Raw genomic sequence first — 15,622 nt, 5'->3', positions numbered from 1 at the left:
TTCTTAATGACCGATCGGGCATTGAGCGCTAAATTAGTTCATCCGTTATCGGCAATCCAATGTATTTTTCCAAAGCCGGATGCCAGGGTTGGATTTGGCATCGGCAGAAGACTGGACATTTGCAGGTGAGCGCTGCATCACTTAGGCAGAGAGCATGACGAACTAACGAGATCTTCAAGCGAAATATTCGAAAGATTTTTTGTTCCGAGCTTTCGGTAAATGGCGTTTCGGTGCGCATAGATGGTGCGGTCGCTCAAACCCAAACGTTCGGCAATCTGCTGAGAAGATACGTCTTGGATCATGAGTTCCAGTATTTCGCGTTCTCGCTCAGTGAGGAGGTCAAATGCTTTTTCAAGATCCCGGCCGGTAAGTTCGCCGCAGCTTTTGGCGAGACTTTCTCTGCACAGTTTGGCGATCGCCTTCATCAGGCGGTCTTCGTCAACGGGTTTTTCAAAAAATTCGGCTGCACCCGCCTTCAGCGTCGTAACGGCGAGATCAACGTTGGCGTGTCCCGTAAGGATGATGATGGGCAGCGAGTACCGGCGGCGGCGCATTTCCATCTGCAGCTCCGTGCCGGTCATGTCCGGCATGCTGATGTCAAGAATAAGGCAGCCAGGCACAGATGGTGCGTCATCCATAAGGAAAGACCACGCACCAGCATAAGTGCGAACCTGCCAGCCGGCATAGGTGAGCATCATTTCACACGTTTCACGAAGGTCTTCGTTGTCATCAACGATGCGCACGAGCGTGTGCTGCTGAATATCCTTTAGCGTTCGTGTCATGAGGAGCCGCCTCCGGGGAGAGGAAGAATGATTTGTACTTCGAGACCTTTGTCGGCTCGTGCACTGAAGTGAATGCTGCCGCCGTGTGCGCTGATGATGCTCCGCACGATGCTGAGGCCAAGACCCAAACCGTCTCGTTTCTGTGACGGTCCGCAGGAGGCAATGCGTTCAAGCGCTTCAGCATCGAGCTGTTCTGTTTCGTCTGAAACGATCAGCTCGACGTGATCTTCGCCGCAGGTCAGTGCAATCTTGGACTGCGGGTTCCGTCCGGCTGCAGCTTCTGAGGAGTTCTTGAGGAGATTAAGCACAACCAGCTGGAGTTCAAGGGGATTGCCAGTAATGAAGACATTGTCCGATAGGACAAGCGTCACTGCATGATGAATGAGTTTCATCTGGGCGGCTTCAGCCACTGTTTCCCGGATCAGCTCGGAAAGATTAATCGGGAGGTTGCGGCGGTCCGTTCGGGCATAGGAGCAGACGTGCTCGACAATGTCGTTGATTCGCTCTGTTTGCCTTCGGGCTTTGGCACAGGACTTCTCAATGACGGCAGAGTCCTCTTCGTCGCGGGCGGCGGCCATCTCGATCGTACGCAGCGCATAGCGCAGTGCTGAAAGCGGCTGACGGATTTCGTGCGCAACCATGTTTGAAAGCATGCCCATCGTGCTCATTTGCTCGTAGCGGTGGAACTTTTGGAGAAGCGCAGTGTTGCTCTCTTCCAGAGCCATGCGTCGGGCAGCTTCGTCATTAAGTTCTCGGGTCCGGCGCTCAACGAGGGCATTGACCCGACGAAGGTGCAGCATTAAGGCGAGAAAAGCAACTAGAGCAGCCAATGCGAACGGCCAGACGGCCTCCCAGACTCGCGTAAAAGTCCAATGCCGCAGGTATTCATAGCGTCCCCATTTGAGCTCTCGGTAGAGCTGATCAATGCTTTTGAAGCTGTTGGCGGTGCTCCATGCGATGCCCGCTTCTGTTTGCGGCGGCGCGGTGAGCAGTGCCAGAGAGATTCGCTTGGCAACGTCGGACGGCACCTGACTCATGGCGCCAACCGTCCAGTTAGGAAAGAGCCTCGAGGTGTGCGCGCAGGCGAGAGGAGAGTCTTCTGCCGGCTCGATTACCTTGAAGTGTTTTCTCCTCTCTATAGGCAGTCCTTCCAAAACGCAGGCCCGCATCAGTCCAACGTCAATGGTTCCGTCTTCAAGTGCCTGCAGAATTTTCGGCACGGGCTGATCCACCTGTCTGAGGGAACTGAAGAAGCGGTACGGATCCAAGCCTCTGTCAAGGAGCGCAGAAGCCGGCATCTGCCAGTTGAAGAACATCGATTCGAGACCCGACATCGCCGAGAGATGTTTCAGGTCCTTTAGACTGTTGAGATCAGTGCGTCGGCTGCTCACAACGACTGCGCCGGCAACCGCTCGGTTGGGATCCGGGGCGAAATTGGTGACGAGCGTGGCGAGCGGATAGATGCCGTCAGGCAGCAGCGATGCATAGCACCCGCTGCTGCCGAAAATCACATCTACTTTGCCGCTGCGGGCTGCCTTGATGAGGGCTGCCGTACGGTAGACCTTCACATCCACGCGGTATTCCGGGAGACTTTGCGAGAGAATCTGCGGCAGTTTGCGCAGCACGTAGTCGTCGGCATTCACATAGGTCGTGAATCCCGACGGAGTGCCTTCCTGCAAAAAGGCCATCATCCCAAAACGCAGGACGGGACGGAGGTCTTCCGCCCCGCAGACAGAAAATCCGGGGAACGCGCAGAGCAAAGCCGCTGCTGCGGCCGCGGATCTTATTCTCCAGCTGGATATGTGAAAGGCCATTATGAGGAAATGGGGAATTCCGCACCGACAAAGGTGAGGGGGAGAGCAGCCGATGCCGATGCGGAGATGAAAGACGCTGTGTGCAGGCTACTTCTCTAATCGCCCAAGCGCTTTGAGAATGGATTCACTCGCGACCTTGCCGGAGGTGAAGCCCCACGCCACGTTCATGCCGGGTGAGGAGTCATCGCCGTGCACAGCATTCACAATTTCACCGGCGGCATAAAGACCCGGAATCGGTTTGCCCTGTTGGTTAAGAACCTGAAGATTCTCGTCGACGATAACGCTTCCCATCGTAGTGGCAAAGCGCGGTTTTTGTTCAACGATGTAATACGGACCTTCTGACGAGATTGCGGCCTTCATAAATGCTGCAGGACGGCCAAAGTCCTCATCTTTGCCAAGCTTCACGAGTTCGTTGTAGCGGGCAACGGTCTTCTCAAGCGTGCTGCCGTCAATGCCGGCTGAGGCAGCGGCTTCAGCGAGGGTTGAGCCATGAGCGAAGATCGGAGCTTTGCGGCCGTTTTCGGCGAGCCATTTTTCAAGATCTTCGTCCGTAATGCCCAGCGTGTGAACGCCGTCACGGAAGCCATTCCATGTAGCCTGATCCATCACGAGGTAGAGCATTCCGCCCTTTTGCTTCTCGAGCACAGTGAGGATATCGTGATTGGAGGCCTTTTCATTAATGAGGCGGCGTCCTTCATTGTTAACGAGAATACCCGACTGGAGCCACGCACGGTAGTTGCCTTGAATAATCGACTTTGCTACGCCGGGAGCCGCCTCAACGCCGTTAGGATAGCGCTTGCCGAATTCCATGAGTTCAAGCTTGGCGCCGACGGCTTGGGCCATACGATGTCCGTCGCCGGTTGCTGAGACCGGTCCGTAGTAGAGCGCGCTTTTGAGCGGTTCGATGAGCATCGCCTTATTTGCGCCGTAACCGCCGGTGGCGAGGAGAACTGCTTTGCTCGAGAAGATGTATTTCGTTCCGTCCTTCTTGTGCGCTTCAACACCCACGATCCGGCCGTCTTTAACAATCAGTCGTTCAGCCTTGGTGTCGGTGTGGATCTTGATGCCGAGATCCCGCACGGCCTTTTCCACCTTCCGGTAGGCCGGGCCGCAGCCGCCCTTGAGGTAGAGCGAGCGGTCGAATTGGAATTCGGCGCGGTACTGCAGTTTTTGGTCAATGAATTCCGGTTTGAAGCGATTGATCGCCCAATCGGCAGCGCGAGGAGAGTTCTCCGCGAACATCGTGAGCGTTGTCAGGTCGTTCTTCAGGTGGCCATTGCCGATGAGATCGTAGACCAGAGCTTGCGGAGGATCGTAGGGGACACCTTTTTCCTTCTGGAGCTTCGTGCCCATGATGGCCCACTGCCCGCCGCAGATGGCCGATGCGCCGCCGGTAACGCTCATCTTCTCAAGGACTGTCACGCGGGCACCGTGCTCAGCAGCGTTGACGGCAGCGGCAAGTCCTGAAAAACCCGATCCGATGATGACGACGTCTTCAGCTGCTTCAATCGTTTTTCCGGCATGTTTCGGCGCAGTGCTTCGGGCTGGCTGATTCGGATCGCCTTTGGCTTGACGAATGCAGTCTTCAACAGCCGCGAAGATGGCTTTGCTTGTTACCGTCGCTCCGCTCAGTCCGTCGATCTTTGTGCTCTGGGCTTCAACGATTTGCCGAGGAAGTTCGGCCGCCGCAGTCGTCCCGATGCCTGCCGTTTCCTTCTCTTCGATAACCTTGACTGAAGTCACCGCATCCTTTGAAAAAGTGACCGCAACTTTCACCGGTCCCTTCATGCCCTGAGCCGATGCTTCATAGGTCCCCGGCGTGTAACTCCAGGATGGACCGGCAATGAGCGCGGTTAAAAGAGCCGCAGCAGCGGTTAGACGAAAGTTTCTCATGACTGAATCTCCAAGTCGTTAGGCGGACCTCAAGGCCGCCTGACATGAGTTCATCGTCGTTGTGCGCTTTTCTAATCAACATGACCTAGATCAATCGACTGATTAAGAGAAAAACGCGGATGTGTTGAGAAATTCAGCAATTAAACCCTGTGGGGCCGGATGATTTGTATAAAACCGTCAAATTGTCCAGCGAACGCTAAATTGACCTACCTGATGATGTGCAGGCGTTCTCAATGATTGACTCGGGTCCGAAAGTGCTTTGAAATACCGCCATTATTGTGATTGGCAAACTGGGGTTTCTGGGCTGCCGCTTGCTATCGGACGGAATAAGAGAAAACAGCCCGTTTCGGCGAATTGCGAAAAACATGTTCGTCAAGTCGCCGTATCACGGGGGCAGCTGCAGCCATTATTTCGTTTCAACACGCACGCCGTCAGCAGCGGCATGGAGCACGTGGCCCGCAAAATTCGGATGACGAGCACGAACGAGTTCGATAAAACGCTCGGCAACGTTCTCAGACTTTGTGAGTGCAATCATCGTTGAACCTGATCCGCTGATGAAAAAAGCTGGTGCTCCGGCTGCCTTGGCAGAGGCCCGCACCGAATCGTAGTCTTTGATGAGTTTGCGCCGGCAGGGTTCATGAAGCACGTCCTGACAGGCTTCGGCCAGAAGTTCTTCGCTGCCGGAGCGGAGCGCCTCAATCATGGCAATGGCATGAGAGGTCGTAAAGACGCTGTCTTTAACGGCGATTTCTTTAGGCATTGCACGTCGGGCGTCAGCCGTGCGCACTTCATAGTCAGGGATGATGACGGCAAACTTCCAATTTTGGTCAAGCGGCATACGCAGCGCGTGAAAGCGTTCATCCGAGGCAAAAGACGCGGTGAAGCCGCCGAATGTCACAGGGGCCGCGTTGTCAGGGTGACTCTCAAAGCGAGCGCAAATTTGAAAGAGCTCGTCCTTCGCAAAGGGACTGCCGAGGAAAGCATTGGCGGCGGCAGCGCCGGCGGCGATGCAGGTGCTTGAACTGCCCAGGCCGCGGGCAACGGGAACCTCTGCGTCAATGTGAAGCTTCACGGGAAAGGGCGTCTGCCCGGCTTCACGGAAGATTTCTCGAAAGCCTTGAAGCACCAGATTGTCTTCATTTTGAAAAGCTTCCGGACAGCCGGAAATCTGGAGCGCTTCAGAACGCTCAAAAGTGAAAACGGAGTAGAGCGAAAGTGCCAGGCCGAAGATGTCAAAACCCGGGCCGAGATTCGAAGTGGAGGCCGGAGCACGCACGGTGATCTGCATGAGACTGCTCACGATGGAAAGAATAGAGACGAAGCAGCGGCAAAAGGGCTCCATGCCGCTCGGCCGCTGCCTATGATTTGCACAGCGTCAGAGCTTGGCGGCTGCGGCAAGCACGCGTTCAGGCGCCTGATCAACGTCATAGACCGCGTTGAAGCGCACGGACTGCGTGCGAAGTGCTGAGAGGCACTGCGGGGGTTCAACACCCGTGGAGTCAGCAAGCGCATCCATATATTCAAATGCTGCGGCTTCCGGCGTCGTGCTCTTTAACTTCAGGGGACCGTAAAGGGCATTGAAGACGTCGCGGCAGAATTTGAAGGGCGAGGCAGTGGAGAGCACCACCATCGGCACTTCCGGAGACGCCTGCTCCTGCGCAATCTTCCAGGCAACAGCCGTGTGCGGGTCGATGAGCCGCCCGGTGGTTTCCCAGGCTTCGCGCACAGCGTCGGACGTTTCGGCATCGTCAAGCCAGCCGCAGCCGTAGACGGCGCGGAATTTATCGAGCAGTTCGGGTTCGATCCGGTAGATGCCGTCCGCTTTCAAAGCAGCCATGCGTGCGGCCGTGCGCACGGGATCCATGTCGTCGAGATAGTAAAGCGCTCGCTCGAGGTTGCTCGAGACCAGAATATCCATCGACGGCGAAGACGTCCGCACGAGATCTCGGCGGCGGTCGTAGACGCCCGTTTCGAGGAAGTCGCTCAGGACATGGTTGGCGTTGCTCGCAACGATGAGGCGGCGAACAGGGAGCCCCAGCGTCTTGGCAAACCAGCCGGCAAGCACGTCGCCGTAATTGCCGGTCGGGACGCAGAAGTCGATGCGTTCGCCCTGACGGATGACGCCGGCTTCTGCGAGCTGGCGGTACGCGTCAAAGTAATAAACCACCTGCGGCGCAAGACGGCCGATATTGATGGAATTGGCGCTCGTAAGCGTAATGTTCCGCGCGGCGAGCTCGGCTTTGAGCGGCGAAGCGAAGAGCGCCTTCACCGCGCTCTGAGCATCGTCGAAATTCCCGCGGAGCGCCGCAACTTCCACGTTATTGCCTTTTTGCGTTGCCATCTGCAGGCGCTGAATAGCGCTCACGCCCCCGTCAGGGTAAAAGACTGCAATGCCGATGCCCGGAACGTCAGCAAATCCTTCAAGCGCGGCTTTTCCGGTGTCGCCGCTCGTTGCCGTGGCAATCACAAGTCGGCGGCCGGTGCCGGCCAAGGCGCGGCTCATGAGCTGAGGGAGCATCTGGAGCGCTACGTCCTTGAAGGCGGCCGTGGGACCGTGATAGAGCTCAAGGAGGTGCATGCTGCCGATTTTCGTCACCGGAGTGACCGCGGGATCGGCAAAGGTATTTCCGTAAGCCGCCTCCACCGCGCCGGCGATTTCTTCGGCGCTGAAGTCCGGCAGTAGCGTACCGAGCACACGGCGGGCAGCGCCGGCATATCCGCCGGTGAGCGAAGCCGGGTCGATGTGAAGCTCGGGCAGCTCGTCGGTCACAAAAAGACCGCCGTCGGCGGCCAGACCCTGAAGAACAGCCTCGCGGCTGGTGAGCTGCTGAACGAGGCTGCGGGTGCTGTGATAGCGCATGATGCAATGAACTCCTGCTGTTTTCTTTGAGGTGCGGCGGCTTCTTTCAGTCTTCAGTCTGCCGGTTTTTTGCTGCGGTAAGTCTGCCGGAGACGGATAAACGTGTAAAACATGAAAAACAATTTCTTATAGAAGTGTTTTTGTCGCTTAAGATGTTGGGCAGACGCACGCTGATTGGAAATCATCCTACTCAACGCAAACCTCTGCGGGGCGAATGCGGTTCAAAAGGGCGCTTTTGCACAGAATTCTTTGGCCTTTGTCCGTATTCGCGCAGAACATCTAAGGTTTTTTACCGTCATTACTGAGATATTTTCCCCAAGGGCACTCAGGTAGGATAGTCCAAAGACGCACGCGAAGCGGCGCTTGTTCGTGAAGAACTCCAGCGCGCGGAATATTGAAGTCTTCCTCCGGCGCACCTGCGGATTCGAATCCGGTCGGCAAGCCTCAGGGGAAGCGTCAAGCCGCGAGCCTTGAGGTCCTTCAGGATGACCCGCTGCCATCTATAAACACCTATCCAGCAACCTCAGGCGAAACGCCTGAACATCATCTCAACGTTCAAACGTCAGCGCCGCGCAAAGTGCTTTGCCTGTAGGGAGAGCGGCCGCGCGCGATGCGGTGCCGGTTCTCGGAATTCACAAAAAACGGGAGCTGCCGATGAATCCATTGAATCAGACGAGCTTTCCGCGCCCGCCGGCGCGCTTAGAAATGCCGTCGGATCCGCAGGCCATCGGCTCCGATGCTTTTGCGATTCCGGATGAGCGACATGAGGACATTGGAACGGAGGAAGACATGCTCAAGATCGGACTTCTCGGCTTTGGGACGGTTGGCCGCAGTATTGCCGAACAGCTCGCCGAGCGCGACTGCGGCATTGAACTGCGCCACATTCTGCGCCGCCCGGGGAAAGCCGGCGGCCCGCTCATGACAGAGCATTTTGCCGAGATCATCAATGATCCTGAGGTCGATGTGGTAGTGGATGTGCTTGCCGGCATTGAACCCTCCCGCACGTATATCCGTGAGGCGCTCCTCGCCGGCAAAGCCGTCGTCACCGCCAACAAGGCTGCGCTCGCTGCCAACTACGAGGAGCTTCTCGGCATTGCGCATGCCAAGGGGCTGCCCCTCCTCTTTGAAGCGAGCTGCGGCGGCGGCATTCCCTGGATTGAAAGCCTCAAAAAAGCCGCGCGCATCGACCGCATTGAGTCCATGCACGGCATTCTGAACGGCACGGGGAACTTTATCCTCGACCGCATGGACCGCTTCGGCATGGATTTTGATGAGGCGCTCAAGGAGGCGCAGGCGCTCGGCTATGCCGAAGCTGATCCGACGGCTGACATCGGCGGCTTTGATGTCGCCAACAAAGCCGTTATTTCCGCTTCTGTGGCGTGCGGCGCCCCGTTTAAGGACGATTTTCCGGTGCTCGGCATCGAGAAAGTGACGAAGTCCTTCCTCGACGATTTAAAACGCGAAGGCAAAACCCTTCGCCACATGATGCTTTTTAAGCGCACCAACAACCGCGCTGCCTTGGGCGTTGCGCCTGTTGTGCTTCCGCTCGAATCACTTGAAGCACAGGTGCGCAGCAACTTCAACTGCGTGACGCTTGAGGGCGACCTGGTCGGCAGACTCTCTTTTTACGGTCAGGGCGCCGGCGGCCAGCCGACCGCCGATGCGGTCCTGCAGGACCTCACAAGCATTCGAACACGGCGGGTCGAGCCGCTTCCCGTCGCGGCGCCCCCCGTCTATGACGCGGGGCTGCTTCGCGGAGCCGGGCTTACCGCCCGCGGGATTCTGCCCGACCGCACCCTCGAAGAACTCGCCCGTGCTGCCCGCGAAACCGGCGAATTCATGACCTTTCAACCCGAACCCTGAACCCAACAGACTCTCTAATCATGCTTAAGATCACGAAATTCGGCGGCAGCAGCTGCGCTTCCGCAGAACAATTCCGCAAAGTCAAGGCCATCATCGAGGCCGATCCGTCACGACGCTTCGTCGTTATTTCCGCTGCCGGGCGCAAGACCCCTAAAGACAATAAGCTCACCGATCTCCTCTACCTCTGCCGCGCCCATATTGAATATCACGTGGACTGCCAGCCCGTCTTTGATCTGATTAAGGGGCGGCTCCTCGAGATTAAGAACGAGCTCGGCCTCGATACGCCCATTGAGGAAGAGCTCAGCCGATTCCGCGAAGCGCTCCCCGACCTCACGATTGACGACATTGCGAGCCGCGGCGAATACTTCACCTCCCGTCTGATGGCCGATTTCCTCGGCTTCCCCTTCGTGGATGCCAAGGACGTCGTAGCGATGGAGTTTGACGGCACGTTTAATTTTGAGAAGACGACGGAAAACCTCAAGGGCGTTCTGCAAAAGAACAGCCGCTTCGTTATGCCGGGGTTCTACGGCACGACGCCTGACGGCAAGATCAAGGTGATGACCCGTGGGGGCTCGGACATTTCGGGTTCCATTCTTGCGCGCTGCCTCAAGGCGGACCTCTACGAAAACTGGACGGACGTATCGGGCTTCCTGATGGCCGACCCGCGCATTGTGCCCAATCCGAAGAACATCGAGAAGATCACTTATGCGGAGCTGCGCGAACTCTCCTACATGGGAGCTAGCGTTCTGCACGAAGACGCAATATTCCCGATCCGCGAATACAACATTCCGATTCACGTGCTCAATACCAACCGTCCGCAGGATCCGGGCACGCTGGTGCTCGACAAGATCTCTGACCGCGACACGGGGCCGCTCGTCACCGGCATTGCCGGCAAGAAGGGGTTCCTCTCGATTGAAATTGTCAAGCGCAACATGTCCACCATGGTGGGCATCGTCTCGGGCGCGCTCGACGTGCTCAACAAATACGGCGTTTCAATTGAGCATCTGCCGAGCGGCATTGATTCCTTCAATGTCGTTGTCAACAAAAAGGATGTTGAACACAACCTTTACGAAATCCTTTCGGAAATCAAACAGGCCATTGCGCCCGATTCGATCCGTGTGCCCGAACCGATCGCACTGATTGCCGTTGTCGGCCGCAATATGAATGCCCGCGTGGGATCGTCCGCGAAGCTCTTCGGCGCCTTGGCCGAAGCCAACGTCAATATCCGCATGATCTCGCAGGGCTCGAGCGAAATCGACATCATAGTCGGCGTCTCTCAGCAGGACTTTTCGAAAGCCGTTCAGGCGCTCTACAACACCTTCACGAAATAAGCTTAGCGGCGCCTGCTGCGCCGGGGAAGCGGACTGCCCGACGGCAGCCGCCTCTCCCTCGAGCGGCAGAACGCGTTTTTTGAAGCTTCCACGATGAACTGAATTCAAGCAAACCCAGAGGAATTCCATCATGACCGAACCCAAAGCACTCAAAGTCGGCATTCTCGGCGCCACGGGCGCCGTCGGCGAACAGATGATGATCGTACTGGCGGAGCGCAATTTCCCAGTTACTGAGCTTCGTCTTTTCGGCAGCGCGCGCAGCGCCGGCTCGAAGCTTGCCTTCAAGGGCAAGGAGTACGAGGTCGAAGAGGCCAGTCTCGAACGCATGAAGGGGCTTGATCTCCTTTTAGGCGCGGCTGACAACGATGTGGCCAAGAAGTTCCTGCCCGACGCCGCTAAGCTCGGCGTCACGGTGGTCGACAATTCGAGCGCCTTCCGGCTGGATCCGGAAGTCCCGCTCGTCATCCCTGAAGTCAACCCCGAAGACGTCAAGTGGAGCAAGGGGCTCATTGCCAACCCGAACTGCGCCACGATCATCGGTCTTACGGCCATCGCGCCGCTGCACCGCAAGGCTAAGGTGAAGCGCCTCATCGCTTCGACCTATCAGGCCGTTTCCGGCGCCGGCAAGGGCGGCATTGATGAGCTTGAGGCTGAGGTGAAAGCGCCGGCCGGTACGCCCGCTCCCTGCAAGGTCTTTCCGTATCCCATCGCTTACAACCTCATTCCGCAGATTGGCGGCTTTAACGATGAGGGTTATACGAGCGAAGAAATGAAGATGCAGAACGAAGGCCGCAAGATGCTCCACGACGACAATCTGCTCGTCTCCTGCACCTGCGTGCGCGTGCCGATCATTCGTTCGCACTCCGAGGCGCTTACGATCGAGTTCGAAAACGAAATCTCGCCCGAAGAAGCCCGCGAGCTTTTGAAGGATGCGCCGGGCGTTCGCCTTTGGGATGAACCCGAAGAGAAGCACTATCCGATGCCGCTTCTGACGAGCGACCAGGATCTCGTCTATGTCGGCCGCATCCGCCGCGACCTTTCGGCGCCCAAGGACGTTTACAATCGTTCGCTTGTGCTTTTCTGCTGCGCTGATCAGGTCCGCAAGGGGGCGGCAACGAATGCCGTGCAGATTGCCGAGCTGGTGTTCGGCTTATCCTAAAACGCTTTTTAAGTGCAGAGCGCTTAAAGTCTTCAATGGGCGGGCGGCGGATTTCTTATCCGGCCGCCCGCCGGTCATTTCAGGTGCTCGCCCAAATATGGACGAATGGGCGACCGGGCACCGCTTTTAGTTTGTCCCGTTGATTAAATAGTCAAAGATGTGGCGGTTGCGAAGCGCTTCTGCTGCTGCGCGTTCCTTATAGGCGTCATTGAGCGGCCGATTCAGAATGAAAGGAACTTCCATTTCATGAAGGCTCCCGTGGGAGCGCAGGCGATGGCCCGAAAGCCCCTTCAGATCATGTTTGGAGCGGCTTGTGCCGATGCAGACGTGCTCCTTGGCGAGCACCACCACATCCGCTTCGCGGTCCGGATAGAGCTCGAACATGCGCACCGCGCGTTCCTTGTCGACGGCAATGTCCACTTCCGGCAGGGCGGAAATGGTTTCGATAAGCTGTGCCGTTGAAATGCTGCCTTTGCTCCAGACGCGGACCAGGCCGCCCAAGGCACCGTGGTGCGCGACGAAGGCATCCGTGATCGGGCAGATGACCACCGCTTCTCCCTTGCCGAATTTGGCATCGAGAATATCCTGAAGCCAGAGAACATGAGGTTCGAGATTGTCGAGGCTCATGTCGCTCATGCCGTGGTCTGCGGTCAGCCCCAGATTGATGTCTTCGGCGGCCAGAAGGCCAAAAAGAGCGTCGAGCTTTTGGTAGAACGCGAGCGCTTCAGGGGCTTCGGGCGCATAGCGGTGCTGCACAAAGTCGGTGAGCGAGAGGTACATGACTTCCGGACGGCGGTCACGAAGGAGCTTCAGGCCGGCCTGCAGCACGAAGAGAGAGAGCGCTGCAGAATATTTGCCGGGCTGGGGTTCGCCGACATAGGTGAGCACATTGTCAATGCCGTTTTCTTCGATCGTGCATTGATCCGCGAACTCGGCCGAAAAGGAGATATTGCCGCGCGTCAGATCCAGATCCTTTTGGAGCTGCCGGCGGAGTTTGTCTTTGGCCGTAATTGAGACCACGCGGGCGCCGGCATCTGCAAACCCCGAAAGAATGGTCTGTGCCATGAGCAGCTTGGGATCGGTCATGACAACCGGTTCCCAGGTTTTCGTGTCAAGGTAATAATTGCCGGAAATGCCGTGCTGCGACACGGGAACGCCCGTGATGATGGACATGTTGTTGGGGCAGGTGAAGGCCGGCACGGAGGACTGGGCAGTGCCGGCGAATCCTTCCCGGATGAAACGCGCGATGTTTGGGAGCTCCCCGCGGGAGAGGTAGCGCGCGAGATAGCTCGGATCCGAGCCGTCGATGCAGACGGCAACACAGGGGCGCAGCGGACGGCGATAGTGAATGTGATTGATGGAAAGCAATGACATAAGTGAATTCCTGAATCAGAAAGGGCTGGTTTTTTTAGGCACGGGTACTGGCCATGCGGTTGGCTTGAATGAGTTTTTGGGTATAGGGATGCTGCGGGCGGTTCATGACTGCTTCGGCGGGTCCGTATTCCACGATGCTTCCTCGATAGACCACGGCGATCTTTGTGGAGATATGCTCGACAACCTCCAAGTCGTGGCTGATGAAGAACATCGCAAAGCGGCGTTCCTGCTGCAGACGGTGCAGGGTGAGGAGGACCTGCACCTGTACCGTCGGATCCAGAGCAGAGACAATTTCGTCACAGATGAGCAGATCGGGGTGCGAAAGGATTCCGCGCGCGATGCATACACGCTGGCGCTGGCCGCCGGAAAGTTCATGCGGGTAGCGGGCGAGAAAATCCTCCGGGAGGCTCACGGACTGGAGCGCCTCCCGGATGCGCTCTTGGGCATGGGACTCTAGATTCATGAGTTCGAGCGGTTCTCGCAGAGCCGCTTCGACGGTGAGCCTGGGATTCAAGGCGCCGAACGGGTTTTGGAAAACAATTTGGCAGCGTTTTCTCAGCGCAAGCGCCATTTTGCGGGTACGGCTGATATCTTCCTCAAACAGCGATACCTTGCCTTGACTCGGCTGAACCAACCCGGCAAGCAGCTTGGCAATGGTGGATTTTCCGCTCCCGGACTCTCCCAAAATGCCGAGTGTTTCGCCCGGATAGATGCGCAGAGAGATGTCCTTAAGCGTCGGCTGAGCGCGGCGGCAGAATCCGGCGGCGGGATAGGCATAGGAGACGTTTGAGAGCTCCCCGACGGGGGAGGCGTTGTTTTGGGCTTCGCAGGCAACGGGCTGAAGGGCGGCCAAATTCTCTTTGGCGCGGATGAGCTCCGCCGTATAGGCCTCGCGGGGATGGGCAAATACCGCTGCGGTGTCGCCCGATTCGGCAATGCGGCCGTGCTGCAGCACATACACGCGGTGCGCAAGAAACCGTGCGGCAGCCATGTTGTGCGTAATAAAGAGCATAGAGAGCGCAAACGCTTTCTGCAGCCGCTCGAGGAGCTTGAGGATTTCAGCCTGCACGCAGGCATCCAGGGAACTCGTCGGTTCATCGGCGATCAAAAGCTGCGGACGATTGGCGAGCGCCATGGCAATCATGATGCGCTGCTGCTGGCCGCCAGAAAGTTCATAAGGGTATTTGCCGGCCGTCTGTTTGGGCTCGGGCAGATCGACCATTTCGAGGAGTTCGAGCATGCGCGCATGCGGATCCTCGTCTGATGCCGAGCCGCGCTTAAGGGCTTCAAGGATCTGTGTTCCTACGCGAAGATAAGGATTGAGGCAGGACATCGGATCCTGAAAAATCATGCTGATCGAGCATCCCCGCCAGCGGCGCATCCGGGCATCGTTTTCAATGGGAAGAGGCTCTCCCAAACAGTCAATGCGGCTCTCGGGTGTCAGGCGGCTCCGCTGCGGCTGCAGTCCCAAAATGCATTGGGCTAAAGTGGATTTGCCGGAGCCGGACTCTCCGATGAGGGCCACGGTTTCGCCCGCGCCGATCGTCAAATCGATGTCCTGCAGAATGGTTTTGTGTTCAATCGACAGTGTGAGATGACTGATGTCGAGTACGTTGGCGGTCATGGGGTCATCCGGGGATCGAAAAGTTTGTGCAGTGCATCAACAGCCGTGTTGATCAGTACGAGGGAGACAGCAATAAAGGACACGGCGGCCAGAACCACCGGGGTATCGCGTCCTTGAATGGCATTGAGGGCAAGACTGCCGATGCCGGGAAGTCCGAAAAGAATTTCCATGGTTAAGGTGCCGGCAACGAGGCTGCCGGCAACCAGTCCGGAGAGCGAAAGCAAAATGCCGGCGGCATTAGGCAGGATGTGAAAAACGGCAATGCGCAGCGGCGCCAGTCCTTTGGCTTTTGCCGTGCGGACATAAGGCAGGGCGGCCGATTCTTTGAGCTCTTCACGCAGGGGCTTGACGATGGTTCCGCCGCTGTCGAGCCCCATAATGACAGCGGGCAGGATGAAGCTTCCGATCACCGGCAGCCAATGGAGTTCAATGCAGAAAAGGAGAATGAAAATAACGCCCGCACAAAAGGTCGGCATGGCAATGGACCAGGCATTGAGCCCTTCGACCAGACTGTCAGCGAAGGCTGACTGACGCGCAGCCGCCCAAAGTGAAAGACCGAGCGCGAGGAAGAGCCCCAGCACAAATGCCCAGCCGGCAAGCTGCAGCGTGACGGGAATGGCATTTAGGAGCATGTCCGATACGGATCGGCCGAAACGAAGCGACTGTCCCAAGTCGCCGCGGCTCGCTGCGCTGAGCCAGTCGCCGAACTGAACCAGCCAAGGGTCGTCAAGCTTCAATGCCTGACGAATGGCCGCAGCCTGCTCCGCAGTGAGTCCCCCTTCGAGCCCCAAAACGTCAACCGCGTCGCCGGGAATCGTCCGGCAAAAGAGAAATGTCAGAGCCACAATCAGGACGCACTGCAGGAGACCCTTGCCGGCAGTCGATGCGAGCAGCCATAACTTATGCATGATGAAACCTCCGT

General features: G+C 57.4%; 11 protein-coding genes. 3 read left to right on the top strand and 8 right to left on the bottom strand.

The genetic code is table 11. The features are described from left to right. Nucleotides 1-137 precede the first annotated feature (137 nt). The 5 genes from DES29_RS08530 to thrC all read right to left on the bottom strand — a co-directional run bounded on the left by DES29_RS08530 (nucleotide 138) and on the right by thrC (nucleotide 7,349). Nucleotides 138-782, bottom strand: coding sequence for a response regulator transcription factor (locus DES29_RS08530; protein ID WP_113854754.1), 645 nt, complete (start codon nucleotides 780-782; stop codon nucleotides 138-140). After that, nucleotides 779-2,473: a sensor histidine kinase gene (locus tag DES29_RS08525; RefSeq protein ID WP_236578931.1), complete on the bottom strand. Its 1,695-nt coding sequence runs from the start codon at nucleotides 2,471-2,473 to the stop codon at nucleotides 779-781. The genes DES29_RS08530 and DES29_RS08525 overlap by 4 nt, the downstream gene beginning before the upstream one ends. Nucleotides 2,474-2,683: 210 nt before the next feature. Next, entirely contained in the window at nucleotides 2,684-4,489 is a 1,806-nt protein-coding gene (locus DES29_RS08520; protein WP_113854752.1) for an FAD-dependent oxidoreductase, read from the bottom strand. Between the two features lie 406 nt (nucleotides 4,490-4,895). Continuing rightward, a complete protein-coding gene (thrB, locus tag DES29_RS08515; protein WP_170126126.1) occupies nucleotides 4,896-5,777 on the bottom strand; it encodes a homoserine kinase in 882 nt (293 codons plus the stop codon). 87 nt (nucleotides 5,778-5,864) lie between these two features. After that, nucleotides 5,865-7,349 (bottom strand): threonine synthase, encoded by a 1,485-nt coding sequence (thrC, locus tag DES29_RS08510; protein ID WP_113854750.1) that lies wholly within the window; start codon nucleotides 7,347-7,349, stop codon nucleotides 5,865-5,867. A gap of 654 nt (nucleotides 7,350-8,003) precedes the next feature. Here thrC and DES29_RS08500 point away from each other — a divergent pair. The 3 genes from DES29_RS08500 (at nucleotide 8,004) to DES29_RS08490 (ending at nucleotide 11,702) form a co-directional block, all read left to right on the top strand. Further along, entirely contained in the window at nucleotides 8,004-9,212 is a 1,209-nt protein-coding gene (locus DES29_RS08500; protein WP_113854749.1) for a homoserine dehydrogenase, read from the top strand. Nucleotides 9,213-9,232: 20 nt separating this feature from the next. After that, the gene (locus DES29_RS08495) at nucleotides 9,233-10,543 is read left to right on the top strand and encodes an aspartate kinase (RefSeq protein ID WP_005428872.1); all 1,311 of its coding nucleotides are present in this window, start codon (nucleotides 9,233-9,235) and stop codon (nucleotides 10,541-10,543) included. Nucleotides 10,544-10,673: 130 nt separating this feature from the next. Next, a complete protein-coding gene (locus DES29_RS08490; RefSeq protein ID WP_113854748.1) occupies nucleotides 10,674-11,702 on the top strand; it encodes an aspartate-semialdehyde dehydrogenase in 1,029 nt (342 codons plus the stop codon). A 126-nt stretch (nucleotides 11,703-11,828) separates the two neighbouring features. On the opposite strand, the gene phnA is transcribed toward DES29_RS08490, so the two are convergent. The 3 genes from phnA to DES29_RS08475 are packed head-to-tail and all read right to left on the bottom strand — an operon-like array spanning nucleotide 11,829 to nucleotide 15,608. Next, nucleotides 11,829-13,076: a phosphonoacetate hydrolase gene (gene phnA / locus DES29_RS08485; protein WP_113854747.1), complete on the bottom strand. Its 1,248-nt coding sequence runs from the start codon at nucleotides 13,074-13,076 to the stop codon at nucleotides 11,829-11,831. Between the two features lie 34 nt (nucleotides 13,077-13,110). Then, nucleotides 13,111-14,700, bottom strand: coding sequence for a dipeptide ABC transporter ATP-binding protein (locus DES29_RS08480; protein ID WP_113854746.1), 1,590 nt, complete (start codon nucleotides 14,698-14,700; stop codon nucleotides 13,111-13,113). Next, nucleotides 14,697-15,608, bottom strand: a complete 912-nt coding sequence (locus DES29_RS08475) for an ABC transporter permease (protein ID WP_016474488.1) — start codon at nucleotides 15,606-15,608, stop codon at nucleotides 14,697-14,699. The genes DES29_RS08480 and DES29_RS08475 overlap by 4 nt, the downstream gene beginning before the upstream one ends. Nucleotides 15,609-15,622: the final 14 nt, after the last annotated feature.

Origin of the sequence: Sutterella wadsworthensis, from assembly GCF_003315195.1 — a bacterium.
Lineage (GTDB): Bacteria > Pseudomonadota > Gammaproteobacteria > Burkholderiales > Burkholderiaceae_F > Sutterella > Sutterella wadsworthensis.
This window is presented reverse-complemented; position numbering and strand designations above follow the sequence as displayed.